The sequence below is a fragment of the Sphingobium cupriresistens genome (assembly GCF_004152865.1).
In the GTDB taxonomy this organism is placed as follows: domain Bacteria; phylum Pseudomonadota; class Alphaproteobacteria; order Sphingomonadales; family Sphingomonadaceae; genus Sphingobium; species Sphingobium cupriresistens.
Genome location: NZ_SEOO01000005.1, coordinates 51,190 through 76,017, shown reverse-complemented (window position 1 = coordinate 76,017; position 24,828 = coordinate 51,190). Strand labels below are relative to the sequence as shown.

Sequence of the window (24,828 nt, the reverse complement as noted above, 5' to 3'; positions counted from 1 at the left end):
ATGAAGGAGTCGGGTTGAGCCGAGCCTGAATGGCGGTGACAGCCGCCGTTCAGACGGCCACGGCTCGTCACAGCCCTGCTGCGCCCTGCCCTATTATGTCCTATGGCGGACGCGATGCAGCGAATCCTGATCGTCCTTGCCCTTGCCGTCCTGCTGCTGCCGGCCCCGCATATGAGCAAGCCGGAAACGGTCGCCGCCGGGGCGCTGCTGGTGCGCGCGCGCGCGCTGCCGCTCAGCAGTATCGATCCGACTCTGGATCATGTCGGCGTGCTCGCCTATCTGGGCGGTTGGGAGTTGAAAAGCGCCAATCCCGGCTTTGGCGGCCTGTCATCGCTGCTGGTGTCGCCCGCAGGCGATCTGCTGGGCCTCAGCGATTCGGGCATATTGATGGGCTTCCACATCGGTCCGGGCGATGGCGAAGGCCATCCCTTCATCGCGCCCCTGCCCGTCCGCGCGCAGGACCGCCATCGCCCTTGGTGGGCCTGGGATTCGGAATCCATGACGCGCGACCCCGCGACCGGCCGCTATTGGGTGGGCTTCGAACTGCAACAGGCGATCTGCCGCTACGCGCCCGGCTTTGCGCGGGTGGAGGCGTGCCGGACCTGGCCCGAAATCCTAGCCTGGCCCAAGACCGGATCGATCGAATCGCTCGCCCGCCTGCCCGACGGCCGCTTCCTGGCGATCGGCGAGATGGGAATGACGCCCGACGGACGGCACGACACATTATTGTTCGCGAGCGACCCGGCGGAAAAGGACACGCCCGCCCCCATCCACATGCGCTACACCCCGCCGCGCGGCTATCGCCCGACCGACGCGGTCGCGCTGGACGACCGCCACCTGCTGGTACTCAACCGCCGCCTGACGATGGAGCAACTGTTCACCGCCACGATCGCGATCGTCGAACTACCCGAAAAGCTGGAGCCGGGCACGGACCTCAAGGCCCGCACCCTCGCCCGGCTGGCCCCGCCGCTGCTGGCCGATAATTTCGAAGGGATCGCGGTCAGCCGGGAACGCGGCCGCCCGATCATCTGGATCGTCTCCGACGACAATCACGAATTTTTCCAACGCACTTTGTTGCTGAAGTTTGAGCTGCTGAAATTTGGGCTTCCCGACGATCCGTCACGTTAGACGCGACCTGGATCAAAGCGCTCCGTGCTCCCGCGTCGGGGGGAACCCAGTCCCACCGCCAATCTGGGTTCCCGCCTGCACGGGAACACGCATCATGTAAAACACGACGCAAAAAAGCGGCCTGTCGCCAGGCCGCTCCTTATGCCGAAACGAATCGCGGGAATCAGGCTGCGACGGCAGCCTTTTTCTTGACGATGTCGCGCTTCAGGCGCCGGGCCTTGAGCGACAGCTTGTCGTCGCTGGTCTTGACCAGCCAGTTGTCCAGGCCGCCATTATGTTCGACCGAACGCAGACCATGGGTCGACACGCGCAGCTTGACGCTGGTTTCCAGGGTTTCGGAGATCAGCGACACGTTCTGCAGGTTCGGCAGGAACACGCGCTTGGTCTTGTTATTGGCGTGGGAAACATTGTGACCCACCTGGCGACCCTTGCCGGTCAGCTCGCAAATGCGCGACATAGTCAATCAACCTTTGAATTCGGGTTCGTTCGGAAAGCCGCGCCGATAAACAGATTCGCGGCCAGCGTCAACCACGAGCGCAAATTTGACCCTGCCGATCGTGGCGCTTGCGCAACCATTTCGCCCGCCCCCGCGTTCATTCCTCCAATTGGACATAGGAGGAATATATGCGTTTCATCGGCGGACTGTTGCTGATCGCGCTTATCGTGGTCGGCGTAGGGATAGCAACCGGATTCGTCGACCTTCAGAAAACCAGCGAGGGTCGCCTGCCCGAAATCGCGATCAAGGAAGGCGCGCTACCCAAATATGAAGCGAACGTCGCCAAGGTCGAAGTCGGCACCCGCAACGAAACGGTCGAAGTGCCCACCGTCGCGGTCAAAAAGCCCTGATACTTTCGCCAAGCGCCGTGATCCTGTAACGGCGGGGGTCTATGGCCCCGCCCTTCCCCCTCCCCGCGCCTATGCGCCGCGCGCTGGACCTCGCCGCCCAAGCGCAGGCGGCGGGCGAAGTGCCGATCGGCGCGGTGGTGACGAAGGATGGCGCGATCATCGGCGAGGGGCAAAATCGCAATCGTCGCGACAATGATCCCACGGCCCATGCCGAAATCGTCGCCATGCGCGCGGCGGCGACCCATCTGAACGATTTCCGCCTGACCCGCTGCGACCTGTGGGTCACGTTGGAACCCTGTCCGATGTGCGCGGGGGCCATCTCCCACGCCCGCATCGCCCGGCTCTATTACGCCGTCGGGGACCCCAAGGGCGGCGCCATCGAGCAAGGCCCGCGCCTTTTCGGCCAGCCCCAATGCCTGCACCGGCCAGACGTCTATGGCGGTCTGGCCGAGGTCGAAGCCTCAACGCTGCTGCGCGCCTTCTTCGCCGCCCGGCGCTGAACGCTTCGCATAGTCGATGCGATAGAGTTGATAAGGCAATGTCATGCCGGTCTTGAGCGCCACCGGCGCCAGCCAGCGCGGGATCGTTCCCCGCATCAGCCCGGCATAGAAGCCGCGCGGGCTGCGCGACTGGTAGATCGTGCCTTCGGGGAAATTAGGGCAGACCAGCAGATAGGTGGCATGATGCTTGGCCGCGATCGGGCGGAAGGAGTCTGCCGGCCCGTCATAGGCGTGATGGATGTCCAATATCGTCGCCCCGTTGCGATGATAAGGGCCAGCCAGCGCACTATGATGGGTGGTCGCGATCAGCCGAGGCCCCAGATCGACCATGGTGAAGATCGTCGCCGGCGGCAACTGGTTCAGCACTGCCAGCGCCGGCAAGGTGCGGCAGCGCCCGTTCGCCTTCTTGATGGCATCGGTCCGAGCAACCGCCGACGGCCGCCAGGGCTTGGGCTTCCTTCCCGTCGCCTCCTGATACAGCTTCACCACCTGCGGGTAGAGCGGATAGGCGAAGGCGATCGCCGCCAGCAACACAACGCCCGCCCCCGCCGCGATCTTCACTCGGCGCGATCCCATCACGATCATCGCGATCAGCCGGTGCGCGGCCCAGGCGGCAGGCGGGATCGCCAGCAATTGCGCCGCCGGCCCGGCGCGTAGCTGCCAAAAGAGCAGCGCAGTGGAAAACACCATCATCAGCCCGACCGTCGCCCAGGCCCAGAGCCGCTCGCCGTCGCGGCGGGCGTCCCACAGCGCCCAGACCAGCCCGATCAACCCCGCCAGCGGGAGCGCCAGCAACGGCACCACCATGCTCTGCGCCTGCGCCGTGATCGGCTTGGCCTCGCGGATGTTGGCGAGCCACAGCCGCTCCAACTCCGGCGAAATCTGATAGGGGGACAGGCATTGTGGCCAGTTCAGGTAAAAGAATAGGCCAGCCGCCCCGCCCACGACCGCGCCCGCCGCCAGCCGCGCCGCCCACCTCCGTAACGGCAGGCGCGACAGCAGCACCATGCCCGCCGATGCCGCCCCGAACACGGCGACCCAGATCGGCGACAGCGCATCGCACACTTGTCCCCGATTGGCGTAGCTGGCGAACAGCAGATAACAGAGCGACGTCGCGCCCCCCAGGCTCAGCGCATAAGGCAGCATCCGCCGCTCCGCTCCCGGCCGGAACACCCAGCGCAGCGCGATCAACCCGCCGCCCGCCGCCAGATAGACGATCATCTCCATGCCGATGGCGATCGAAAGCGCGCTGCTGACCCCCGCCATCACGCCGCCGCGCAGCCGGTTGGCGTCGATCACCCCCGCCAGCATCGTCACCGCCAGCGCCAGTTGCCAGCCATGATGGTCGATCCGCATCGGCGCATACATGCCCAGCCCCATCTGCGCGGCCAACGGCGCCAGCACCGCCAGCAGCCAGCCGTTAGGCCCCGCCAGCCGCCGCCCGATAAAACCCAGGCTCAGCATCAGAAGCAGCAGCGGCAGCAGCGGCGCGATCCCGCAGGCCAGCCGATCGGCCAGCCCCTGATCGACGAAGGCGCGAAAGAAGAGGATCAGGCCCGCGATCGGCAAGTCGACCAGCCGCGACCAGTGGATGTTCGCCCCGCCCGGCGGATCGAGCCGATATTGGCGCAGATCATACCAGCCTTGGCCCGCCAGCCAGTCCTTCACCTGCGCATAGCGGATATTGTCGTCTGTATCGCCCAGCACCAGCCAGTGGATGGCGGACCAGCGGGTCGCGACCATAGTCATCGCGATCACGATCCAGATCAGCAGGGTCAGCCATTTCCAGTGCCGCTGGGCGTAAGCGGTCAGGAACGCCGTCCAGTGAAGGGCGCGGGCGCACAGGGTGTCGCGACTATGCAAGGTCATGGCTGTGGATTAGAGGCTGCGAACCAAAGCGCAACGGGGAGCTGCATGAAAATCCTGCAACGATATTATGCGGAGCATGGCGCGCTGTTCTGGCAGATCGTCCGCTATGGCGTGACCGGCCTGTTCGTCACCGCCTGCCAGGCGGCGATCTACTGGTGCCTCGCCGCGCTGGCCGGCTTCCATCCGCAAGTCGCCAACCTGATCGGCTATGCCGCCGCGGTCGCCATCGGCTATGTCAGCCACAGCCTCTTCACCTTCCGCGGCCATGGCGGGGAAGCGAACCATGCCGCGCGCGGCGCGAAGTTCGTGGCGGTGTCGCTCATCAGCTACGCGCTGAACGCGCTTTGGGTCTATCTATGCGTCACCCATATGCACTGGCCCGAATGGTCGCCCATCCCCGCCATGGTCTTCGTCACGCCCGCCGTCATGTTCGGGTTGAACCGACAATGGGTGTTTAAGTAACACCGCCCGATATCCGCGCAGGCGGGAACCCAGTTCATACGGTAGGACTGGGTTCCCGCCTGCGCGGGAACACGGCAGCCCTAATTCAATGCACGAACCGCGCCACCACATCGCGGTACGACCGGCTGACCTTCACCTGCGCGCCGCTTTCCAGCACCAGGAAACATTCGCCATTGGTGTGCGGCTTGACCTGCCGCACCTGGGACAAATTCACGATGGTCGAACGATGGACGCGCTGGAAATTGCGCGGGTCGAGCCGCTTTTCCAGATCCTTCATCGTCTCACGCAGGATCAGGCTATTGTCGGCGGTGTAAATGCACATATAGTCGCCCGCCGCATCGATCCGCTCGATCGAATCGACATCGACGCGGAAAATCTGGCCGCGATCCTTGATGTTGATGAGCTTTTCGAAGCGGTTGGACGCAGGCGCATCGTCATCGGCGGCGAAATCGGTCATCGCCTGCGGCGCGACCTCGGCCAGCACCTCGCGCAGCTTCTCGATCTCCTGCACCTGCCGCTTTTCGTTCAGCCGCTGGCGCACCCGGTCGAGCGCATCGGCCAGGCGGCCTTCGTCCACCGGCTTCATCAGATAATCGACCGCCTGCGCCTCGAACGCGCGGATCGCATGATCGCTATAGGCGGTGCAGAAGATGACGAGCGGCGGCTCCACCTCCATCAAACCCTGGACGACGGAAAAGCCGTCAAAACCGGGCATCTGGATATCAAGGAACACAAGGTCGGGTTTATGCGTCTTGATGGCGCGGATGGCTTCGCGGCCGTTATTGCAGGTTTCGATAATGTCGACATCCTCATGCGCTTGCAGACGCAGCGCAAGCCCTTGAATGGCCAGGCTTTCGTCATCGACGAGGATTGTTCTGATGGTCATGCGGCCACTTTCGATGTTTCATCCATATTCAGCGGAATTTCGATGATGACCGAAAATCCGCCCGGCGTGGAACGCGTTTCGAAGCGCTGTCGTTCCCCGAAGGCCTGAATTAACCGGTCCCGGATGTTCGGCAGGCCAATCCCCGTCCCCTCGCTCATCGGGATGTGCGGCCTGATTCCGCTTTCGTTCAATCCCGGCCCGCTGTCCGATACGACGATCCGGACATTATCCCCGGCAGGCTGCGCGCTGACCGCGATTTCGGCGCCCTCTTCCTTGGGCGTGACCGCATATTTGATCGCATTTTCGACCAGCGGTTGCAGCAGCAGCGAAGGCAGGCGCGCCTGCGCCACCGCCGGATCGATGATGAAGGATGGGCGCAACCGCTCCTCGAACCGCATCTTCTCAATCTCCAGATAGAGTTTCAGCGTCTCGATCTCCTGCTCGATCGTCACCTGCGCCGTCGGCTCGTTGATCAGCGTGTAGCGCAGGAAGGAGGAGAGCCGCGACAGCATCGCATTCGCCCGGTCCGTCTGTTTCAGCAGCACCAGCGTCGATATGCTGTTGAGCGTATTGAACAGGAAATGCGGGTTAAGCTGATAGCGAAGCATCGCCAGTTGCGCATTGGCCGCCTGATTTTCCAGCAGCAGCAACTGGTCCGCCTGCTCCTCGACCGTCAGGTAGAAATTGATCGCATAATAAAGCGCCGACCAGGCGCCCAGCAGCGTCATCGACAGATAGAAAGCGCCCAGGAACAGTTGCAGCCCCGCCGTCTCGCTCCCCCGGTTTTGCGTCGAAAAGACCCAGGCGTCGATGAACGCGACCAGCCCTGCCGCCGCGACCACGGTGACGATCGACACGCCCCAGGTCACGATCGGCCGTTTCTTGACCAGAAACCGAAACATCACCGCGATCAGCAGCGTCACCGAATAGCCGGTGACGGTCGAAATCAGCACCGGCACCAGGCTGGAGAGCGGCTGGCCATTGGCGATGGTGGAGGAGCCGCGCAGCAGGAAAGCGCCGGCCCATCCGACCGACTGCAAATTCCAGAAGGCGCGGTTCTTGTCAGCGAAAAAGGGCTGAGGCTTGATGCGGGGCACGGTCACGGACATTGCGTGCAGGCTTAGGCGATTTGGGCCTGCGGTCAAAGCGGGTTTGAGAGCGCCCGTGTCGCTGGCGCGACTCAGGCCGCCGCGGCCGGCTCTTCGGTCATCGGCGTCACCTCGTCGGTGCACAGCCAGACCAGGTCGGACAGGTCCAGCGTGCGGCCGTCATGCGCCAATATGCCGATCGGGCGGATTGGCTGGCCATCGCGCTTGTCCGCCAGCACCTGGCACGCGGGCGTGCCGCAGCCCCATCGCTCGCCCCACTGGCGCAGCGCGATCATGGCGGGGGCCAGCCCCTGCCCTTTCTCGGTCAGCCGATATTCGACCTTTCGCCGGTCGCACTGCATCGGCTCGCGCACCAAAATCCCGTTCTCGACCAGCCGGGCGAGCCGATTGGCCAGGATGTTGCGCGCAATCCCCAGCGTCGACTGGAATTCCTCGAAATGGCGGATGCCTGACAAGGCGCCGCGCAGGATCAGGAACGACCAGCGTTCACCCATCATTTCCAGCGCGCTCGGCAGCGCGCATTGTTCCAGATCCTGGGCCAGATTATGTTTCATATGTCGCCCCGCATAGCGCAAAGCTTTCAGCGTTGCAAAATCGCCGCCTAATTCGTGCAAGATGGGATTTTTTTGTTGCACGACAAGGGTCTTCCAACACAATCGGGAAACGATGCTACGCCAATATGAACTTGTCGAACGGGTAAAGCGCTACGATCCCGATGCGGACGAAGCGATGATCAACCGCGCCTATGTCTTTTCGGTCCAGAAGCACGGCTCCCAGAAGCGCGCCAGCGGCGATCCCTATTTCAGTCACCCGATCGAGGTGGCGGGCATCCTGACCGATTTCAACCTGGACGACCAGACGATCGTCACCGCGCTGCTGCACGACACAATCGAAGATACGCTGGTCACCTATGAGGAGATCGAAAGCGCGTTCGGCAAGGATGTCGCCCGCATGGTCGATGGCGTCACCAAGCTGTCGAAGATCGAGGCCATGTCCGAAAATGAGCGGGCCGCGGAAAATCTCCGCAAATTCCTCCTCGCCATGTCGGACGATATCCGCGTGCTGCTGGTCAAGCTCGCCGACCGGCTGCACAATATGCGCACGCTGCACTTCATCAAAAATCCTGACAAGCGCCGCCGCATCGCGCGCGAGACGATGGATATCTACGCGCCCTTGGCCGAACGCATCGGCATGTACGACTTCATGCGCGAGATGCAGCTGCTCGCCTTCCGCGAGATCGAGCCGGAAGCCTATGCCAGCATCACCAGGCGGCTGGAACAGCTCAAGGAAGGCGGCCATGACAAGGTCGACCGGATCGGCGCGGAACTGCAATTGCTGCTGGCGGGCAAGGGCATGTCGGTCAGCGTGTCGGGCCGCGAAAAACACCCCTTCTCTATCTGGAAGAAGATGCAGGAACGCCATATCAGCTTCGAACAACTGACCGACGTCATGGCCTTCCGCGTCATCACCGACAGCCATGAGGCCTGCTACCACGCGCTCGGCATCATCCACCAGACCTTCAAGATGGTCCCCGGCCGCTTCAAGGATTATATCTCCACGCCCAAGCGCAACGGCTACCAGTCGCTGCACACCACCGTCATCCATCAGGACAATGCCCGGATCGAGGTGCAGATTCGCAGCCGCGACATGCATAATGACGCCGAACTGGGCCTCGCCGCGCACTGGGCCTATAAGCAGAAGGGCGACGCCACCGACCATCATGCCGCCTGGCTGCGCGATCTCGTCGAAATACTGGAACAGAGCCAGGACGCCGACGAACTGCTCGAACATACCCGCATGGCCATGTATCAGGACCGCATCTTCGCCTTCTCGCCCAAGGGGGAGCTGCACCAGATGCCCAAGGGGTCGACCCCGGTCGATTTCGCCTATGCCGTCCACACCTCGCTCGGCAACCAGACCGTCGGGGCCAAGGTCAACGGCCGCGTCGTGCCGCTGCGCACCTCCCTTGAAAATGGCGACCAGGTCGAAATCCTGAAATCCGAAGGGCAGGAGCCGCAACCGGGCTGGCTCACCTTCGCCATCACCGGCAAGGCCCGCGCCGCCATCCGCCGCTACATCCGCCAGAAGCAGCGCGGCGAGGAGATCAAGCTTGGCGAAAAACTCTATGAGGAAATCATCGGTCGCTTCTCCCCCGACCTCGCCAGGGAACTGGGCGACAAGGCGCTGACCGCTGCGCTGAAGCGGCTGAAGCTGGACGACCGGGCCTCGCTGATGGTCGCGATCGCCACGCATCGCCTGCTCGATTCCGAAGTCATGGAGGCGCTGATGCCCGGCTCCACCAGCGCGCAGGGCATGGAGGAGGCGCATCCCCGCCAGCATGAACCCGTCTCGATCCGCGGCCTGACGCCGGGCATCGCCTATCATCTGGGCGATTGCTGCCATCCCGTCCCCGGCGACCGCATCGTCGGCGTGCGCCGCACCGGCGAACCGATCGAGGTTCACACCATCGACTGCCGGTCGCTGGAGGTGGAGCAGGATGACGACTGGATCGACCTGGCCTGGGACGGCAAGTCGAAGGGCGGCACCGCCCGCCTCTCCGTCATCGTCAAGAACCAGCCCGGCGCGCTGGCCGCCGTCGCCAACCTCTTCGGCGCGACCAAGGCGAATATTTTGAACCTGCAACTGGTGAACCGCGAAGGCCCGTTCCACACCGACGTCATCGACCTGGAAGTCGCCGACGCCCAGCATCTGAACCGGATCTTGTCGGCGCTGCGCGCCATTGATGTCGTGGTGCAGGCGGATCGGGTTTAGGGGGCGACGAAAAACTTCCTTAGAAGGGTTGTCGCGCATATATACAACCCGACGGTGATTTCCGCACAATCTCTGGTTCAGAATCGGGATTTATCCTGCCATTCGTTAGGAATTTCAGGAAATCGCGTGCGCCGCTGACGGCTACATGTGATTGTCGTCATCATGTGATACCTATGGCGCTAAACAGAAGGCCGCCACCAAAGATGGCCATCAGCGCGCCTGCGACAGCATCGAGCCAGTAGGTGAGATGCCGTGCGCCATCGGACTGCGCCATGAAAGCCATGAACTGCGCGAGCAGTTGATGATAGATCAGGTCAACGGCGATAATCCCCAGCAACACCATGAGGCGTATCTCTGTGGGGACGGCTTGTCCCGCTACCGGAGCGAACAGACCGAAGAAGAATACGGCCATTTTTGGGTTCCCGATTGTCACGGCGAAGCCTTTTGAAAGAGCGTCCTTCAATCTCGCGGTGTCAATGTTCGACCGGCTATGCTGCGATGGTTCCAAGGTGTTATCTGCCGCCCTAAAATGCGATCGAAGAAGGGCTGCGCCGAGAGTAATGAGGTAAATGCCGCCACCGATCTGGATCATGGTGATAACCCAAGGAAATGCCGTCAGCAGGGCGCTTATGCCGAGTAATGCTGATACGGCATATATTGCGGCGGCGAGTGTCACGCCCAGTGCGGCACACGCACCGACCATCCTTCCGTTGGCGATAGTGGCGCGCGATACCGCAACGAAGCTTGGCCCCGGCAGAGGGACCGCGACGGCATAGATCAGAATGACGGCGAGGGCTGAAAACGTCATGGGGCTTTCCCTTTAAGGGCCGCCGCAACAGGTGACGTTCAGAGATTAAACCATTCGCCCCGGCACGGCGGCGATGGTCGCAGATAAATGACGACAAGCCGCTCCCTACAGGAAGCGGCACCAAACTGCGCTAAAGTTCGAAATTGGAAGCGTCATGGTCACAACAGATGCCATGTGAAAGGCGTCCTGCCAAGCGGCTAGGGAGTTTCGGTAGCCAGTTGCCCGACAAACAGGTGTTGTCGTCATTCGGCAACATCCAACATACACTCAATTCAGTTGCAAAGCGGCGTCGTGATCCTGTTCCGGACCGATGATCCGGTGAATGAAGATGCGGTCCGGTTCGACGGAGTAGAGGATTCCATATCCCTTGTAAGACCGGCGCCTGATTCCATGCTGTTCGTAGCGCGGGACCAGCGGGAAGGCGCGGGGCATATCACCTAGCCGCTCCCCGCCCGGCCCGTCGCCGCACCCGGACCAAGGCGCATCATCGGCGCGCCACTATGACCCGATCGTGACCCAACACACGCGCAACAGGCGCGTCATCCATACCCACCTGTGCCCCAACAGCGGCTTTCCAGTTACCCCGCCGCCTTATTTTTCCACATTTTGCGTCGCCACACCCCGACAACGGTGTGAACTTCGCCGCCAGCGCCCCGCTGTGACCCGCGGCCAACGCCCCACACCCCCGCCCCACGCCACTTTCCGCGTGACATCCCGCCCCTTTTCCCATAAAGGCGCCCGCAGCGAACCCTTCGGGGTTCACCGTCCGAGACAGTTGGTGAAGGGATCTGCCCTTCTTAATCTCCAGCCTAGACGGGGAAAAGTTCTTTGCCGAACGGGTCATGCACCCGATTCGGGTCTGCCTGTTCCTTGATGGATGCGGGCCAGTCGATCTCTCCCCTCGGACTTAGTGCCCCATGCCTTCGGCGTGGGTTTAGTCGTTCGCCCGTGCAAGCGGCGCGGACATGAAGTGGAGTAATGGCATGGATCGTAATCAGAAAGCTGAGGTCGTTTCCGCGCTCAACGCAGAGCTGGCAGAAGTTGGCGTGGTCGTCGTGACCCGCAACCTCGGCATGACCGTCGCACAATCGACTGTCCTGCGCCAGAAGATGCGCGACGCGGGCGCCACCTACAAGGTTACGAAGAACCGCCTCGCCCGTATCGCCCTTGATGGCACGGCCTATGGCCCGCTCAGCGACCTGCTGACCGGTCCCGTTGGCCTCGCCACCTCGGCCGACCCGGTCGCAGCCGCCAAGGTTGCGGTCGATTTCGCGAAGACCAACGACAAGCTTGAGATCGTTGGCGGCGCGATGGGGCAAATGCTGCTCGATGCGGAGGGCGTCAAGTCCCTGGCATCGATGCCGTCGCTGGATGAACTGCGTGCAAAGCTGGTCGGCCTTATCGTCGCTCCGGCTACCAAGCTCGCAACCGTCACCCAGGCACCGGCAGCGCAGCTGGCGCGCGTCTTCAACGCCTATGCGGAGAAGGAAGCGGCGTAAGCCGACCTTCACCCGGAACATCTTTGAACCCAATCTGACGGGGCGCTTGGCCCCAATCAAGGAACTAGAAAAATGGCAGACATCAACGCTCTGGTCGAACAGCTTTCGGCCCTCACCGTTCTCGAAGCTTCCGAGCTGTCGAAGGCTCTGGAAGAAAAGTGGGGCGTTAGCGCCGCTGCCGCCGTCGCCGTCGCTGGCCCGGCCGCTGGCGCCGCTGCTCCGGCTGCTGAAGAGCAGACCGAATTCGACGTGATCCTGACCGGCGACGGTGGCAAGAAGATCAACGTCATCAAGGAAGTCCGCGCCATCACCGGCCTGGGCCTGACCGAAGCCAAGTCGCTGGTCGAATCGGCTCCCAAGGCCGTCAAGGAAGGCGTGAACAAGGAAGAAGCCGAGAAGGTCAAGAAGCAGCTTGAAGAAGCTGGCGCGACCGTCGAGCTGAAGTAATCGAAAACGCCCCGCAGTCACAAGCTGCGGGGCGGCCGATCCGGCTCCGGCCGGACGAAAAAGGGCGACACCTTGTTATGGGTGTCGCCCTTTTTATGTGCTGGGGTTGGGGCGATGCCTCGCCGGTCAGTAATTCCATTGCACCTGGGTACGGATCAGGTCGCCTTCGGCGCGGCCGGTGCGCCGTTCGTCGGCTTCGGCGCGCTTCATCCGGGCATAAGCGACCGTGAATTCCAGCGCCTTCCACGGCTGCCATTCCAGGCCCAGTTCGAACTCGTCGGTTTCCAGGCGCGGCGCGTTGGTGCTGGCCTTCCACCCGCCGCGATAATGTTGCCAACGGCCATAGGGCATCAGCGCGCCGACCGAGTCCGTCGGCAGGCGATACATCATCTGGACATAGCCGCCGCGCAGCTTCTTCGTTTCAATGGACAGGCTGTCGCGGTCATATTCCGGTCCCTTGCCCCAATTCCATTCGGCCTGGATGCCGAAAGGCTGCGGATAGAGCATGGCGTGGAGGCCGACGCGATTATCCTCATAGGCGATCGTGCTGACCGCCCCGCTGCGCAATTCGGGCTGCACCTTGTTCAGCATCGCCGACCCGCCGATTTCGAACACCTGCCCTTCAAACGCATCGCCCAGCCCGTCCAGCGCGAACGGCCAGGTCGCAAAGGCGACCTTCATCAGCCCGCGATTCTGCTCGGTCCGGTTGGTGCCCTGCCCGTTGAACACGCCGACGCCAAAGGCGCCATAATTGCCGAACAGCTTCTGACCGTCATGCCCCAGCCGGTCCCAGATCTTCTGCACCGACGGCGGCGTATAATAGCCCACCACGCCCAGATCGCGCTCGCTGGGCACTGCGCTGTTGATCGCATCGCTGCGGTCCAGCGTCAGCCGGTTGGACGATGACTGCATATTCTCCCAGCCATAGGGCACTTTGGACTGGCCAAAGCGCAGGCGCAGGCTCTTTTCTTTGTCGAGGAACACATCGGCATAGGCGTCGCGCAACTGGGCGAAACCCTCGCGCCGCTCCGTGCCCGCCTGATTGTTGACGGCGGTCGCGAAGTCGGACTGGAGGTATAGCGAGACGCGATCGGAGACATCGCCTTGGAGCACCAGCCGCGCCCGACGGAGCGAAAAGCCGCCGCGATCCGAAATCGAACTGTCATGCACCGACCGCAGGCGCGATACGCCCGCCGCCGCCGTATCGTCACCGGACAGGAAGCCATTATAGCGCATCTGGGTATAGCCGCGCAGCGACAGCTTTTCATACCAGGCCTTGGCCTTTGGCGCGGCGGACGATGCCGGGATGGCCGGCGGCGCGATCGACGCGGCGAGCGCGACCGGCGTGGCGGACGATGCCGGCGCGGACGCCGGCGCAACAGCGACAGGTTGCGCGCTCTGGCCCGCGGCCAGCGCCGCGGTCAGCGCCTCCACCTGGGCCCTGAGCGCGTCGATCTGGCGCTGCAAATCGGCGCTGCTTTGCGCCTGCGCCGCCACCGGCATATGTATCATCAGCAGCGCCAGCGCGGTGCCGCCAGCCAGTCGCAGTCGGAGCGTCATACCTATACCTTTCCTGTTCCGCGACGCCCGTATGAAACTTTAGTTACATCTTGGCGTCTATCTCATGTCTCTTTTGTGACAGTCGCTTTTTGATCCGATCGCCGGTTGGCGGCGCGGTTTCGCCGGGCTAAGTCCCTGAACATCATGTTCGCTGTTCCGCCCTTCCCTATCGCCTGCCGCCGCGCCGCCCTGATCGCGGTGGCGGGACTGGCCCTGCTGGTGGGCGGCTGTTCCGATGAGGGCCGCGATCCTGTCGTCGTCAGCGTAATGGGCGATCGCGACGATTTTGCGAAACCGCTGGCGCACCTGCCCGATCCGGGCGCCAAGCTCATTCTGGAGGCGACGGCGCAAGGGCTGGTCGCCTTCGATGCGGGTGGCGAGATATTGCCGGCGCTGGCCCAGCGCTGGATCGTCGAGGATGGCGGTCGCAGCTATATTTTTCGCCTGCGTCGCGCATTCTGGGCCAATGGCGCGCGGGTCACCGCCCCCGACGTCGCCAGGATGCTGATGGCGCGGATCGAATCGCTGCGCCGCCTTGATCCCGACGGCCCGCTGGACGCGGTGCAGGCGGTGGTGCCGATGACCGGCGAGGTGATCGAAATTCGCCTGGCCGCGCCACGCCCCTATGTGCTGCAAATGCTGGCCCAGCCGCAAATGGCGGTGCTGTCGCGTGATGGCGGCACCGGCCCTTACCGCCGCCGAACGCAGGGCAATGCCCAGTTCCTGACGCCGATCGACCGCAACAGCGGCGACGACGTGGCGGCGGATGAGCCGGTTCCGCCCTGGCAGACGCGCGTCCTGCGCGCCGAACGGGCGGCGCTGGCGATCATCCGGTTTCGCGAAGGCGACGCCGCGCTGGTGCTGGGCGGCCGCTTCACCGATCTGCCGTTGCTGGTGCCGGCGGGGATCGACCGCGACAATGTGCGGATCGATCCTGTGCGTGGTTTGCTGGGCCTGGCCGTGACCAGCCGCGGCAAGCTGCTGGACGACGCCGCGATCCGCGCCGCCATCAACATGAGTATCGATCGCAGCCAATTGCCCGCGCTGTTCCCCCTGGGCGGCTGGGCGACCAGCGAACGCATCCTGCCCGATCCGATGGATCTGGGACGGGTGCCCAGCGATCCGGCCTGGGCGGGGCTGTCGGTGGAACAGCGCCGCGCGCAAGCAGGGGCGAGCGTCACCCGCTGGCGCGCCGACAATGGCGACCCTCCGCCGCTCCGCATCGCCCTGCCGACCGGTCCGGGCGCCACGCTGCTGTTTGGCCTGCTGCAGCGCGATCTTGCCGCCATCGGGCTGCCTGCTCGGCGCGTCGCCACCACCGCGGATGCGGACCTGCGCTTGATCGACGAAGTGGCCGCCTATGACAGCGCCCTCTGGTATCTCGGCCGCATCGGCTGCGCCCGCAAGATCCATTGCAGCGACGTGGCCGACGCCCAGCTTCAGGCCGCCAGCCTCGCCAGTTCAGCCGAGGAGCGCGCCGCCCGCTTCGCGCAAGCCGAAGCCCAGATGGTCGCGCATGACGGCTATATCCCGCTCGGCGCGCCGGTACGCTGGTCGCTGGTCGCCAAGCGGCTGACCGGATTCCAGCCCTCCGCCCGCGCGCGTCACCCATTGAACCATCTCTTCCGCACTACCAATTAGGCGTTTGACCGTGCGCGCGATGAACCCCCTGGGGGTCGGGCGCGTATGTCAATCAGGCGCCCATCCAATATCGGGCAAGGAGGCACGCAGATGGCGATTTCGCAGGACCAGTTCGACCGTATCGCGCGGGAGTTGCCGGGTTTCGGCCGCGACCCCGCCTCCATCCGCCGCCGGATCGAAGCGATGGAGGCGATGTTGGAGGGGCTGTTCGTCATTCCCGGCACCAATCGCCGCGTCGGCCTGGACAGCCTCGTCGGACTAATCCCCGTGGTCGGCGATCTCGCTACCGCCGCCATGGGCGCCTGGATCGTGTGGGAAGCCCGGAACCTGGGCATGTCGAAATGGCAGATCACCCGCATGGCCGCCAATGTCGGGGTCGATACGCTGGTGGGCGCCATTCCCTTCGCGGGCGACCTGTTCGATTTTCTCTATAAATCGAACACCAAAAATCTGCGGATCATCCGCAAGCATCTCGACCGCCACCATCCCGCGACCGTGACGATCGACGCCTGATCAACCGGCGCTGTTGCCCAGCGGCTGGACCTTAGGGTCCAAATCCAGGATCAGCCCCGGTTTGCGGGCCGGGCTGGTTCGCCGTCTGGGCGTGCTTACCGGTCGCCGGGGGTTCGCGATCACCGGCCCCGGTTCGATCCGCAGATAGCTGGTTGTGGACGCGCCGCCTTGATGGCTGGGGCAGCGGGTGAATTCCAACGCCCTGTCCATGCATAGCCAGATTTCGCTCAGCCAATTGCCACGCACCGTGGTTACGCGCAGCATGTCGGCGCGCAGCCCCTTGTTAGCGCGCGCAAAAGCCTCCGCAAACTGGCCGACGGTCAGCGTCGGTCGCCGTGCCAGCGCCGCCATATCAGGATAGCGCAGCGACTGATAGAAAGCGCGCGACAGGTTGAAATACAGCTCCGGCTTCGTCGTCATGCAGGTGCCATGCTTGGCCCATTCATGCTGGAGCAGCTGGACCGATGGCGTCGTACAGAGATTGGCGCGCAGCACCTGCCGTGGCAACAAGTCGGCCGGACGGCAATATTGCGGCCATTCCCTGCCCATTCCGTCGGGCCACAGGCCGTGCAGGGTGAAGCCGAACCGTCCGTTGCGCCCCCCGCACTGGAGTCGGCTGGCGGCTCCTCGCGCGGTCGAGCAATATTGCGGCGACCAGCTAAGCGCCAGCGTATAGCTGCCGATCGGCAGAACGCGCTTAGGTTCCTTGGCGCTGGGCGCCTCGATCTGCGGCCGGGGCAACGAGCCGGCCATGCTGCACTGGGCCGACTGCGCCAGGGCAACGCCGGGAATGGCCAAAGCGGCGATGGCGATCGCAGCCCTAAGCATAAGCGAAATCCAGTCCGATGTCCGCGGCCGGGGCCGACTGGGTCAACCGCCCGACGCTGATATAGGTGACGCCGGTCTGCGCCTTCGCGCGGATCGTCTCAAGCGTGACTCCGCCCGACGCCTCGGTCGGCACGCGCCCGGCCACCAAGGCCACCGCCCCGCGCAGCGTCGCCGCGTCCATATTGTCGAGCAGCAAATGGGTCGCGCCTGCGCTTAGCGCCGGTTCGATCTGGTCCACCCGATCGACCTCCACGATGATGCTGGCGACCCCGGCGGCCACGGCGCGGCGCACCGCTTCCTCGACCGATCCGGCGACCGCGACATGATTGTCCTTGATCATCGCCGCATCCCACAACCCCATGCGATGATTGGTCGCCCCGCCCATGCGGGTCGCATATTTCTCCAGCACGCGCAGGCCGGGGATCGTCTTGCGCGTGTCGAGCAGGGTCGCGCCGGTCCCGTCGATCGCATCGACATAGGCGCGGCTCATCGTCGCGATGCCGGTCAAATGCTGGACTGTGTTGAGCGCGGACCGCTCCGCCGTGAGCATCGCGCACGCCCGCCCGCGGATACGCATGATGTCGGTCCCGGCCGCCACCCGATCGCCATCCTGATGCAGCAGTTCGATCGCCACATCGGGGTCGAGCGCACGGAAGAAAGCGACCGCGATCGGCAGTCCCGCCAGCGTCACGTCATCGCGACTGTCCATCACCCCTTCGAACACCGCATCGGCCGGAATCACCGCCTCGCTGGTAACGTCCCGGCCATCGGGGCCAAGATCTTCGGCAAGGGTAGACGCGACGAAGGCGGCAAGGTCGAAGCCTGGGAGCGAAAAGATATCAGGATAAAAGCCGTTCATACCCGCCGTCTTTCATGGCTTCAACGAAATCGCAATAGCGCGCGTCCAACTCGTCCAGTGACGGCCCGGCCAGTTCCAGCCGTGCCTGCGCCATAAGCAGCGCCCCTTCTTCGCGCAGCCTCACGCGCCTGCCATGCAGGCGCAACGGCGATGCTGCGCCCAGCAGACAGTCCAGAAACTGCGCCGCGGCGATCGGACTGGTCGCCGCTGCCGCGCGAACGCCACCGAAGCCGCGGCGCACGAAATGATCGAAATCGTCATTCATCGGCACGACTCGATTCCAGTCATAATCGCCCTGGTCCGGTCCGCCACGCAGGTCGCGCGCGCCGATCTGCGCCGTCGCCGCGCCCAACCAGTGCAGGGCGGTAACTGCGGTGAAGGGATCGTTGATGCCCGGCGACAGCGCCCGCAGCGCGATCTCCACCAGTTCGTCGATCAGAAATTCGATATCCTGCGCGGGCGATCGCATCGCGCCCAGCGAAAAGCAGCCGCGCAGCCTGTCCCGCATCACATCGTCCACCTCGACGCCCACAACGGCCAGCAGTTCCACATCGGGATGAACGAAATCGCCAGGCCGCAGCCGCATTTCGATCCGGCATCCCGTTTCACGCGCGATCCGGTCCAACCCGGCGAAATCGACGATCTGGATATAACCCGTCCCGATTGCCGCGACTGAAGCGCCCAAAGGTGGTTGGTCGCGCTGCTCTTCGACGCAACCTTGCGGGAAGCGGTCACGTATCGCACGTAGTAGCCGCTCCCCTATCCCTTCCAGCACCGCGTTGATGCGGATGGATGCGGGCACATGATTGAGGAAATAGACCAGCACCGCGATCGAGGCCGCCATCAGCCCGGTCGCGACCATCAGGGATAATTGCGGCACGAAACCGGGATCGCCGGCCGTCTCATAGGCGTCGCGAACCACGCGCAGAACCATGACGGCATAAACGAAAGTAGCGATGAAGGTCGCCAGCGACAGCTGGTTGCCGCGATCTTCCATGAAATTGGCAAGCAGGCGCGGGCCATAGCTGCCCGACGCATAGACAACGGCGGCGATGGTGATGGAAAAGACCGTCGATGCGACGCCAATCATCGACCCCGAAATGACGTTCAGGACGTTGCGTGCGCCCTCAGGCCGCGCCTGGTCCACCCATTCATGGCTCGTCAGCCACGCGGTGGCGCCGTGGCGGTCCAACCAGACGGTCAGCATCGCCAGCACCGCCGCGGTCAAGGTGAAGAGCGCGGGGTAGAGCCAATAGCTGGCCCTCGTCCCCTGCCAGAGCGCACGTAATCGGGCGACCATCACCAATCAACTTTCAGGGCCGCGCGCCCGCATCTCTGGCGCCCACGTCTCCCTGGCCCACGGTCCCGCTCGCCATTTCCAGCATCCGGTCCAGGCTCTTCTTCGCCTGCAACCGCAGCGTTTCGTCCATTTCGATCCGCGGCTGCAAATCGCGCAGCGACAAATACAGCTTCTCCATCGTGTTGAGCGCCATATAGGGGCAGATATTGCAGTTGCAGTTGCCGTCCGCGCCGGGCGCGCCGATGAAATTCTTGTGCGGCACCGCCTTTTCCATCTGATGGATGATATGCGGTTCGGTCGCCACGATCAGCGTGTCGCCCGGCATCGTCTTGGCGAAATCCAATATGCCGCTGGTCGATCCGACATAGTCGGCATGATCGACGATATAGGGCGGACATTCGGGGTGCGCGGCGATCGGCGCGTCGGGGTGCTGAACCTTGAGTTTGAGCAGTTCGGTCTCGCTGAACGCCTCATGCACGATGCACACGCCCGGCCACAGCAGCATGTCGCGGCCCAGTTTGCGCTTGAGGTAGCCGCCCAGATGCTTGTCGGGACCGAAGATGATCTTTTGGCTCTGGGGTATCTGCGCCAATATCTTTTCCGCCGAAGAGCTAGTGACGATAATGTCGGACAGCGCCTTCACCTCGGCCGAACAATTGATGTAGCTGAGCGCGATATGATCGGGATGCGCCTCGCGAAACGCCTTGAACTGGGCGGGCGGGCAGCTGTCCTCCAATGAACAGCCCGCGTCCATGTCCGGCAGCACGACGATCTTCTGGGGCGACAGGATTTTCGCCGTCTCCGCCATGAAGCGCACGCCGCAGAAAGCGATCACGTCCGCATCCGTCTCCGCCGCCTTGCGCGACAGTTCCAGCGAATCGCCGACAAAGTCCGACAGATCCTGAATTTCGGGCGACTGGTAATAATGGCCGAGGATGACGGCGTTGCGCTCCTTGCGCAATCGGTCGATTTCGGCGCGCAGGTCAGTGCCTTGCGGGATTCCCGTGATCGCGTTCATACCCTGATACTCCTCGGTCCCATGGCTGGCCCTTTGTCCGCGCCCTAGCGCTGTGGCCGCCTGTTGGCCAGTACCTCGTTGATCGGCGTTGTGACGTCCCACTGTTCCTTGCTGCGTCTTTCCGACGGGAAAGTGACGATCACCCGCGCGTCGCCAAAGCCCATCGCAGCCAGCGGCGCGCCCATGATCTTGCCCACCGCCGCGCGCCCATATTCGCGCGCCTGCGCCATGCGTTCGGGCGAGCGCGCCGATGCCGCGGCGCGGGCCTGCGCATGGGCGGACACTTTCCGGCTGAGGGCCTCGCCCGCCGCCCGCGTCACGAACAGGCCGCTGGTCCGCACCAGCGTCCGGCGCGCCTCGTCGACATTGGGCTTGTCCGGCGTCACATCGGGCGCATTGACGATCAGCGTGCGGCTCTTCTCGTTCCACTCCAGATCGCGCGCGCTCAGTCCCGACAGATCGATGAAATAATCGACCGAATAGGGCATCTTCACCACCTGGTCGGATTTCAGCCAGCCAAAGCCCCGCACGTCCTGCGCCGTGCTCTGGACCGTGCCGTTCAGCCGCGACACGCGCAGGTCGCTGGCGCCTGCGATCTTCTCCGCGATGATCTTCGTCACCGCGGACCCGTCATCCTCGACCGCGACCACATAGTCGCGATCATAACGCTGCCACCCGACCAGCATCGCCGCGCCCACGCCCAAAATCAGCAACGCGGCAAGGACGGGACCGACATAACGCCTCAGCGCGTCTGCCATCGCCCATCCTCCAGCGGCGCGGCCAGACCGCGGCCGTCCAGGTCGATCAGATGCGCCAGCACCGATCGCCCTGCCGCGCCATAGAGGCGCGGATCGACGCCCTTGTACATTTCGGCCACCATGTCGGGGATGGCGCTGTCGCCGTTGCGCTCCAGAAAGCGCAAAATCTGCCCCTCGCGCTGCTTGCGATGGCCCATCATGCCGCGCACCAGCCGCTGCGGCGTCTCGATCGGTTCCCCATGCGCGGGATAATAGATGACATCGTCCCGCTCCAGCAGTCGCTGCATCGAGCGCATATAGGCGCTCATGTCGCCATCGGGCGGCGAGATCACACTGGTCGACCAGCCCATCACATGGTCGCCAGTAAAAAGGGCCTTCTCTTCCAGCAAGGCGAAGCAGAGGTGGTTGGACGTATGCCCCGGCGTCGCCACCGCCTCCAGCGTCCAGCCCGGCCCGCTCACCTGCTCGCCATCGACCAGTACTCGGTCAGGCCGGTAATCGGCGTCGAAGGCCGCGTCCGCCCGCGGCCCGTCATCCTCCAGCGTCAGCGGCGCACAGCCGATGACCGGCGCGCCGGTCAGGTCGCTCAGCGGCCTGGCGGCCGGGCTATGGTCGCGATGGGTATGGGTGCATAATATCGCCACCACGGAGCGTCCGGCAATGGCGGCGGTCAGCGCGGCGAGATGATCGGGGTCCGCGGGACCAGGGTCGATCACCGCGACCGCCTCGATTCCCACGACATAGGTCTGCGTGCCGGTATAGGTGAAGGGCGACGGATTGGGCGCCAGCACCCGCGCCACCAGCGGAGACAGCGGCATCAGGACGCCGGTCGGCAGGTCGGCCGGATCGAAAGGTGTTGCCATGCATCCCATGTGCCCATTTATGCGCGGATTTCAAGGGCGTCGAAAAGGCCTTGCCCGGCCCATAGATAGGAAGACGACAAATGAAAGATTGTCGCATCAACGGCTAATCGCCTAGACAAGGTGGATGCGACCTCCCGTCATAGCAATGGCAGCCATCGGCTTTATGGCGTTGGGCGGTTGCGACACCTATACTGTGCCGGTCGATGCCACCTACAAACGCCCCGCGTTCGACGGGACGTCGGTGGATTATGTCGATTATCGGCTGAACCTGACCGTTCCTGCCCGGTACGCCCCTATCATGGCACGGAATTTGGCCAGCACCACAGCAACCATCGCCGAGTGCGCGTCTGGTGTGGCATTCGCAAAGGTGCCGAATTTGACGCAAAATAGGGAGATGGGCTTCCAAAGCCAGTTTCGCCTCAAATATACCGTGCCGATGAACCATATGTGCGTGACCGTCGCAGGCGGACGCCTGTTCGAACGGTTCGAAACCTTGCCAACGCCACTTAAACCGCTGGTCCTGTTACAGTGACCAACATGACCCCCGCCCTTTCCGAACGCTGGCGCCAGCATCTCGCGCTCGACCGACGGCGCTCTGTTCACACCGTCCGCGCCTATGTCGCCACCGCCGAGCGGCTGATCGCCTTCCTCGAACAGCATCGCGGCGAAGGCGTCAGCCCCGCCACGCTCGCGCACATCGATCAGGCCGAGCTGCGCGCCTTCCTCGCCAGCCGGCGGACGGACGGCATCGGCAATCTCTCCGCCGCCCGCGAACTCTCCGCCGTGCGCGGTTTCCTCAGGTTCGTCGGCGGCGACGACGCCCGCGTGCCGCTGCTCAAGGGGCCGAGGGTCAAGCGCGGCCTCCCCCGCCCCATCTCTCCCGACGAAGCCGTCGCGCTGGCGCAGGACATCGCCGAGACGGCCCGCGAAGGCTGGATCGGCGCGCGCGACTGGGCGGTGCTGCTGCTGCTCTATGGCGCAGGCCTGCGCATCGGCGAGGCGATGGGCCTGCATGGCGACATATTGCCGCTGGGCGACACGCTGCGCGTCACCGGCAAGCGGGGCAAGACCCGCATCGTGCCCCTGCTGCCGCAGGTGCGCGCCGCGATCGACGCCTATGTCGACGCCTGCCCCTATCCGCCCGCCCGCGACCAGCCGCTGTTCCGCGGCGCGCGCGGCGGGCCGCTTTCCCCCGCGCTCATCCGCCGCGCGGTGCAGGGCGCGCGCGGGCGGCTCGGCCTGTCGGACCGCACGACGCCCCACGCGCTGCGCCACAGTTTCGCCACCCACCTGCTCGGCCGCGGCGCGGACCTGCGCTCCTTGCAGGAGCTATTGGGCCATGCCAGCCTGTCCTCGACCCAGGTCTACACCCAGGTCGATGCCGCCCACCTGCTCGACATCTATCGCAACGCCCATCCCAGGGCGTGAATCAGCCCTTGGGTCGCCAGGTCGCGAGCCGCCAGAGATAGAGGATCACCGCGCCCACCACGCAGGCGGTCGCCACCGGGCCGACATAATGGTCTATGTCCCGGAAATTCTGCCCCAGCACATAGCCGGCATAAGCCAGAATGACATTCCAGATCAGCGCCCCGCCCATCGTCCACAGCAGAAAACGGACATGCCCCATGCGGAACAGCCCAGCGGGCAGCGAGACCATGGTGCGGAAGGCGGGCATGAAGCGAAAGACGAAGACGACGATCTGGCCATATTTGCCGAATAGCCGGTCCAGCGCCTCGACATCGCGCCATTCCAGCGTCGCCCAGCGGCCGAAGCGATCGACCAAGGGTTTCAGACGCTCGAAGCCCAGCACATGGCCGACCAGATACCAGAAATAATTGCCGATCGTGGTGCCGATCGTGCCGGCCAGCAGCAGCCAGCTCATGTCCATCCGTCCCTGCCCGACGCGGATGCCACCAATCCCCATGATGAGTTCGGACGGGATCGGCGGAAAGACATTCTCCAATATCATCAGCAGGAAAATGCCCCAATAGCCGCCCGCATCGATCAGGCGCAGAACCCAGTCAGTCATGAAATATCGCTCACTTGGTTCTCAAAGGGCACGAAGATGGACTAACGCGCCACCCTCACTTCCGTTCGCCCTAGGCCTGTCGAAGGGCCTAACTTTCCTTTGGCAATGGACTTCGACGTTGCTTAGCCGGAATGGATTTGAGGAACAGCGACATATCTACGCCGCCGCCCGCGCCGCCAGCCGGGCGTCGATCGCGTCCCAGATCAGGCCGCCGGTGTCGGTCCCGTCGAACGCATCGATCGACACGATGCCCGTCGGCGAAGTCACGTTGATCTCGGTCAGCCATTCGCCCCCAATCACGTCGATCCCCACGAACAGCAGCCCGCGGGCCTTCAACTCCGGCGCCATCGCGGCGCAGATTTCGCGCTCCTTGTCGGTCAGCAGCGTCTTGGCCGCCGATCCGCCCACCGCCAGGTTCGACCGGATTTCGCCCGCGCCCGGAATACGATTGACCGCGCCCGCCACCTCGCCATCGATCAGCACGATGCGCTTGTCGCCCTGCGCGACGCCGGGGATGAAGGCCTGGACCATGAACGGCTCGACCCACGACGCCTTGAACAACTCCACCAGTGACGACAGGTTGGCCCCATTCTTGCCGACATGGAAAACCGCCACGCCGCCATTGCCGTACAGCGGCTTGACCACGATTTCGCCATGCTCCGCCAGGAAGCTCTTCACCTCGCCCAGGTCGCGGGTGATCATCGTGGGCGGCATGAAGCGCGCATAATCGAGCACGAACAGCTTTTCGGGCGCATTGCGGACGCTGGCGGGATCATTCACCACCAGCGTCTCTTCCTGCACCCGTTCCAGCAAATGGGTGGCGGTGATGTAGCTCAGGTCAAAGGGCGGGTCTTGCCGCATCCACACGACATCGACGTCGCGGCCCAGGTCCAGCACCTCTTCCGGGCCAAAGGCGAAATGGTCGCCCTCCACTTTCTGCACATTGACCGGCCGCGCCTTCGCCAGCACGCGGCCGTCGCGAAAGGTCAGGTCGGGCGCCAGATAATGATAGAGCCGGTGCCCCCGCGCCTGCGCCGCCAGCATGATGTGGAAGGTCGAATCGCCGGCGATCTTGATGTCCTCCATCGGGTCCATCTGCATGGCGACGGTCAGGGGGTTGAGTTCGGTCATGC

General features: G+C 64.0%; 26 protein-coding genes. 11 read left to right on the top strand and 15 right to left on the bottom strand.

Translation table 11 applies throughout. The features are described 5' to 3' along the window. Nucleotides 1-114: 114 nt before the first annotated feature. Nucleotides 115-1,128: an esterase-like activity of phytase family protein gene (locus EWH12_RS04600; RefSeq protein WP_129925863.1), complete on the top strand. Its 1,014-nt coding sequence runs from the start codon at nt 115-117 to the stop codon at nt 1,126-1,128. A gap of 163 nt (nt 1,129-1,291) precedes the next feature. On the opposite strand, the gene rpmB is transcribed toward EWH12_RS04600, so the two are convergent. Beyond that, complete coding sequence (rpmB, locus tag EWH12_RS04595; RefSeq protein WP_066604556.1) at nt 1,292-1,585, bottom strand: 50S ribosomal protein L28; 294 nt, start codon at nt 1,583-1,585, stop codon at nt 1,292-1,294. Between the two features lie 167 nt (nt 1,586-1,752). On the opposite strand from rpmB, the gene EWH12_RS04590 reads away from it, so the two are divergent. Together EWH12_RS04590 and EWH12_RS04585 are read left to right on the top strand one after the other, a co-directional pair. Next, nucleotides 1,753-1,974 carry a hypothetical protein gene (locus EWH12_RS04590; RefSeq protein ID WP_066605666.1) on the top strand — a complete coding sequence of 74 codons (222 nt, stop codon included), beginning with the start codon at nt 1,753-1,755 and terminating at the stop codon, nt 1,972-1,974. Between the two features lie 41 nt (nt 1,975-2,015). After that, on the top strand, nt 2,016-2,474 hold the full coding sequence (locus EWH12_RS04585) for a nucleoside deaminase (protein WP_129925862.1): 459 nt from the start codon (nt 2,016-2,018) through the stop codon (nt 2,472-2,474). On the opposite strand, the gene EWH12_RS04580 is transcribed toward EWH12_RS04585, so the two are convergent. Then, a complete protein-coding gene (locus tag EWH12_RS04580) occupies nt 2,436-4,343 on the bottom strand; it encodes a hypothetical protein (protein ID WP_129925861.1) in 1,908 nt (635 codons plus the stop codon). The two genes, EWH12_RS04585 and EWH12_RS04580, sit on opposite strands and share 39 nt — an antisense overlap. 45 nt (nt 4,344-4,388) lie before the next feature. Between EWH12_RS04580 and EWH12_RS04575 the strand changes: the two genes are divergently transcribed. Beyond that, entirely contained in the window at nt 4,389-4,805 is a 417-nt protein-coding gene (locus tag EWH12_RS04575; RefSeq protein ID WP_066604566.1) for a GtrA family protein, read from the top strand. A gap of 85 nt (nt 4,806-4,890) precedes the next feature. Here EWH12_RS04575 and EWH12_RS04570 read toward each other — a convergent pair whose 3' ends face one another. The 3 genes from EWH12_RS04570 to EWH12_RS04560 form a co-directional block, all read right to left on the bottom strand. Then, on the bottom strand, nt 4,891-5,691 hold the full coding sequence (locus EWH12_RS04570; protein ID WP_066604569.1) for a LytR/AlgR family response regulator transcription factor: 801 nt from the start codon (nt 5,689-5,691) through the stop codon (nt 4,891-4,893). Continuing rightward, nucleotides 5,688-6,794: a sensor histidine kinase gene (locus EWH12_RS04565; protein WP_408021498.1), complete on the bottom strand. Its 1,107-nt coding sequence runs from the start codon at nt 6,792-6,794 to the stop codon at nt 5,688-5,690. The genes EWH12_RS04570 and EWH12_RS04565 overlap by 4 nt, the downstream gene beginning before the upstream one ends. A gap of 77 nt (nt 6,795-6,871) precedes the next feature. Continuing rightward, the gene (locus EWH12_RS04560; protein ID WP_066605673.1) at nt 6,872-7,354 is read right to left on the bottom strand and encodes a winged helix-turn-helix transcriptional regulator; all 483 of its coding nucleotides are present in this window, start codon (nt 7,352-7,354) and stop codon (nt 6,872-6,874) included. 112 nt (nt 7,355-7,466) lie between these two features. Between EWH12_RS04560 and EWH12_RS04555 the strand changes: the two genes are divergently transcribed. After that, nucleotides 7,467-9,572 carry a RelA/SpoT family protein gene (locus EWH12_RS04555; protein WP_066604572.1) on the top strand — a complete coding sequence of 702 codons (2,106 nt, stop codon included), beginning with the start codon at nt 7,467-7,469 and terminating at the stop codon, nt 9,570-9,572. Between the two features lie 160 nt (nt 9,573-9,732). On the opposite strand, the gene EWH12_RS04550 is transcribed toward EWH12_RS04555, so the two are convergent. Next, on the bottom strand, nt 9,733-10,380 hold the full coding sequence (locus EWH12_RS04550) for a LysE family transporter (RefSeq protein ID WP_066604575.1): 648 nt from the start codon (nt 10,378-10,380) through the stop codon (nt 9,733-9,735). A 983-nt stretch (nt 10,381-11,363) separates the two neighbouring features. Between EWH12_RS04550 and rplJ the strand changes: the two genes are divergently transcribed. Continuing rightward, nucleotides 11,364-11,879 carry a 50S ribosomal protein L10 gene (rplJ, locus tag EWH12_RS04545; RefSeq protein ID WP_066604577.1) on the top strand — a complete coding sequence of 172 codons (516 nt, stop codon included), beginning with the start codon at nt 11,364-11,366 and terminating at the stop codon, nt 11,877-11,879. 72 nt (nt 11,880-11,951) lie between these two features. Further along, entirely contained in the window at nt 11,952-12,326 is a 375-nt protein-coding gene (gene rplL, locus EWH12_RS04540; RefSeq protein ID WP_066604579.1) for a 50S ribosomal protein L7/L12, read from the top strand. Nucleotides 12,327-12,452: 126 nt separating this feature from the next. Here the strand turns inward: rplL and EWH12_RS04535 are convergent, their stop codons facing one another. Continuing rightward, the gene (locus EWH12_RS04535) at nt 12,453-13,886 is read right to left on the bottom strand and encodes a porin (protein WP_129925860.1); all 1,434 of its coding nucleotides are present in this window, start codon (nt 13,884-13,886) and stop codon (nt 12,453-12,455) included. 144 nt (nt 13,887-14,030) lie between these two features. On the opposite strand from EWH12_RS04535, the gene EWH12_RS04530 reads away from it, so the two are divergent. Together EWH12_RS04530 and EWH12_RS04525 are read left to right on the top strand one after the other, a co-directional pair. Next, complete coding sequence (locus EWH12_RS04530; RefSeq protein ID WP_129925859.1) at nt 14,031-15,527, top strand: ABC transporter substrate-binding protein; 1,497 nt, start codon at nt 14,031-14,033, stop codon at nt 15,525-15,527. Between the two features lie 90 nt (nt 15,528-15,617). After that, nucleotides 15,618-16,040 carry a DUF4112 domain-containing protein gene (locus EWH12_RS04525; RefSeq protein WP_066604589.1) on the top strand — a complete coding sequence of 141 codons (423 nt, stop codon included), beginning with the start codon at nt 15,618-15,620 and terminating at the stop codon, nt 16,038-16,040. On the opposite strand, the gene EWH12_RS04520 is transcribed toward EWH12_RS04525, so the two are convergent. The 6 genes from EWH12_RS04520 to EWH12_RS04495 are packed head-to-tail and all read right to left on the bottom strand — an operon-like array spanning nt 16,041 to nt 21,666. Beyond that, complete coding sequence (locus tag EWH12_RS04520; RefSeq protein WP_066604591.1) at nt 16,041-16,868, bottom strand: ribonuclease T2 family protein; 828 nt, start codon at nt 16,866-16,868, stop codon at nt 16,041-16,043. It lies immediately after the preceding gene. After that, nucleotides 16,861-17,727, bottom strand: a complete 867-nt coding sequence (gene nadC / locus EWH12_RS04515) for a carboxylating nicotinate-nucleotide diphosphorylase (RefSeq protein ID WP_066604593.1) — start codon at nt 17,725-17,727, stop codon at nt 16,861-16,863. Before nadC ends, EWH12_RS04520 begins: the two co-directional genes overlap by 8 nt. After that, on the bottom strand, nt 17,708-19,027 hold the full coding sequence (locus EWH12_RS04510) for a DUF2254 domain-containing protein (RefSeq protein ID WP_066604596.1): 1,320 nt from the start codon (nt 19,025-19,027) through the stop codon (nt 17,708-17,710). The genes nadC and EWH12_RS04510 overlap by 20 nt, the downstream gene beginning before the upstream one ends. A 13-nt stretch (nt 19,028-19,040) precedes the next feature. Beyond that, a complete protein-coding gene (gene nadA / locus EWH12_RS04505) occupies nt 19,041-20,045 on the bottom strand; it encodes a quinolinate synthase NadA (RefSeq protein WP_129925858.1) in 1,005 nt (334 codons plus the stop codon). 44 nt (nt 20,046-20,089) lie between these two features. Next, nucleotides 20,090-20,803, bottom strand: a complete 714-nt coding sequence (locus EWH12_RS04500; RefSeq protein ID WP_066604601.1) for a DUF4230 domain-containing protein — start codon at nt 20,801-20,803, stop codon at nt 20,090-20,092. After that, on the bottom strand, nt 20,788-21,666 hold the full coding sequence (locus EWH12_RS04495) for an MBL fold metallo-hydrolase (RefSeq protein WP_066605679.1): 879 nt from the start codon (nt 21,664-21,666) through the stop codon (nt 20,788-20,790). Before EWH12_RS04495 ends, EWH12_RS04500 begins: the two co-directional genes overlap by 16 nt. 145 nt (nt 21,667-21,811) lie before the next feature. Here EWH12_RS04495 and EWH12_RS04490 point away from each other — a divergent pair, with 145 nt between their 5' ends. Both EWH12_RS04490 and EWH12_RS04485 read left to right on the top strand, forming a co-directional pair. Further along, complete coding sequence (locus tag EWH12_RS04490; RefSeq protein WP_129925857.1) at nt 21,812-22,198, top strand: hypothetical protein; 387 nt, start codon at nt 21,812-21,814, stop codon at nt 22,196-22,198. 5 nt (nt 22,199-22,203) lie between these two features. Then, nucleotides 22,204-23,094 carry a tyrosine recombinase XerC gene (locus tag EWH12_RS04485; protein ID WP_066605681.1) on the top strand — a complete coding sequence of 297 codons (891 nt, stop codon included), beginning with the start codon at nt 22,204-22,206 and terminating at the stop codon, nt 23,092-23,094. A gap of 1 nt (nt 23,095) precedes the next feature. Here the strand turns inward: EWH12_RS04485 and EWH12_RS04480 are convergent, their stop codons facing one another. Together EWH12_RS04480 and gshB are read right to left on the bottom strand one after the other, a co-directional pair. After that, the gene (locus tag EWH12_RS04480; RefSeq protein WP_066604606.1) at nt 23,096-23,695 is read right to left on the bottom strand and encodes a DedA family protein; all 600 of its coding nucleotides are present in this window, start codon (nt 23,693-23,695) and stop codon (nt 23,096-23,098) included. Between the two features lie 156 nt (nt 23,696-23,851). After that, nucleotides 23,852-24,826: a glutathione synthase gene (gene gshB, locus EWH12_RS04475; protein WP_129925856.1), complete on the bottom strand. Its 975-nt coding sequence runs from the start codon at nt 24,824-24,826 to the stop codon at nt 23,852-23,854. Between the last annotated feature and the right edge of the window lie 2 nt (nt 24,827-24,828).

Coding starts and splice junctions, on each gene's coding strand:
- rplL (WP_066604579.1), top strand. CDS start 11,952: ATGGCAGACATCAACGCTCTGGTCGAACAGCTTTCGGCCCTCACCGTT.
- EWH12_RS04585 (WP_129925862.1), top strand. CDS start 2,016: ATGGCCCCGCCCTTCCCCCTCCCCGCGCCTATGCGCCGCGCGCTGGAC.
- nadA (WP_129925858.1), bottom strand. CDS start 20,045: ATGAACGCGATCACGGGAATCCCGCAAGGCACTGACCTGCGCGCCGAA.
- EWH12_RS04480 (WP_066604606.1), bottom strand. CDS start 23,695: ATGACTGACTGGGTTCTGCGCCTGATCGATGCGGGCGGCTATTGGGGC.
- EWH12_RS04525 (WP_066604589.1), top strand. CDS start 15,618: ATGGCGATTTCGCAGGACCAGTTCGACCGTATCGCGCGGGAGTTGCCG.
- EWH12_RS04570 (WP_066604569.1), bottom strand. CDS start 5,691: ATGACCATCAGAACAATCCTCGTCGATGACGAAAGCCTGGCCATTCAA.
- rpmB (WP_066604556.1), bottom strand. CDS start 1,585: ATGTCGCGCATTTGCGAGCTGACCGGCAAGGGTCGCCAGGTGGGTCAC.
- EWH12_RS04530 (WP_129925859.1), top strand. CDS start 14,031: ATGTTCGCTGTTCCGCCCTTCCCTATCGCCTGCCGCCGCGCCGCCCTG.
- EWH12_RS04500 (WP_066604601.1), bottom strand. CDS start 20,803: ATGGCAGACGCGCTGAGGCGTTATGTCGGTCCCGTCCTTGCCGCGTTG.
- EWH12_RS04580 (WP_129925861.1), bottom strand. CDS start 4,343: ATGACCTTGCATAGTCGCGACACCCTGTGCGCCCGCGCCCTTCACTGG.
- EWH12_RS04510 (WP_066604596.1), bottom strand. CDS start 19,027: ATGGTCGCCCGATTACGTGCGCTCTGGCAGGGGACGAGGGCCAGCTAT.
- EWH12_RS04490 (WP_129925857.1), top strand. CDS start 21,812: ATGGCAGCCATCGGCTTTATGGCGTTGGGCGGTTGCGACACCTATACT.
- EWH12_RS04560 (WP_066605673.1), bottom strand. CDS start 7,354: ATGAAACATAATCTGGCCCAGGATCTGGAACAATGCGCGCTGCCGAGC.
- EWH12_RS04550 (WP_066604575.1), bottom strand. CDS start 10,380: ATGACGTTTTCAGCCCTCGCCGTCATTCTGATCTATGCCGTCGCGGTC.
- EWH12_RS04535 (WP_129925860.1), bottom strand. CDS start 13,886: ATGACGCTCCGACTGCGACTGGCTGGCGGCACCGCGCTGGCGCTGCTG.
- EWH12_RS04590 (WP_066605666.1), top strand. CDS start 1,753: ATGCGTTTCATCGGCGGACTGTTGCTGATCGCGCTTATCGTGGTCGGC.
- EWH12_RS04600 (WP_129925863.1), top strand. CDS start 115: ATGCAGCGAATCCTGATCGTCCTTGCCCTTGCCGTCCTGCTGCTGCCG.
- nadC (WP_066604593.1), bottom strand. CDS start 17,727: ATGAACGGCTTTTATCCTGATATCTTTTCGCTCCCAGGCTTCGACCTT.
- EWH12_RS04520 (WP_066604591.1), bottom strand. CDS start 16,868: ATGCTTAGGGCTGCGATCGCCATCGCCGCTTTGGCCATTCCCGGCGTT.
- EWH12_RS04485 (WP_066605681.1), top strand. CDS start 22,204: ATGACCCCCGCCCTTTCCGAACGCTGGCGCCAGCATCTCGCGCTCGAC.
- rplJ (WP_066604577.1), top strand. CDS start 11,364: ATGGATCGTAATCAGAAAGCTGAGGTCGTTTCCGCGCTCAACGCAGAG.
- EWH12_RS04555 (WP_066604572.1), top strand. CDS start 7,467: ATGCTACGCCAATATGAACTTGTCGAACGGGTAAAGCGCTACGATCCC.
- gshB (WP_129925856.1), bottom strand. CDS start 24,826: ATGACCGAACTCAACCCCCTGACCGTCGCCATGCAGATGGACCCGATG.
- EWH12_RS04495 (WP_066605679.1), bottom strand. CDS start 21,666: ATGGCAACACCTTTCGATCCGGCCGACCTGCCGACCGGCGTCCTGATG.
- EWH12_RS04575 (WP_066604566.1), top strand. CDS start 4,389: ATGAAAATCCTGCAACGATATTATGCGGAGCATGGCGCGCTGTTCTGG.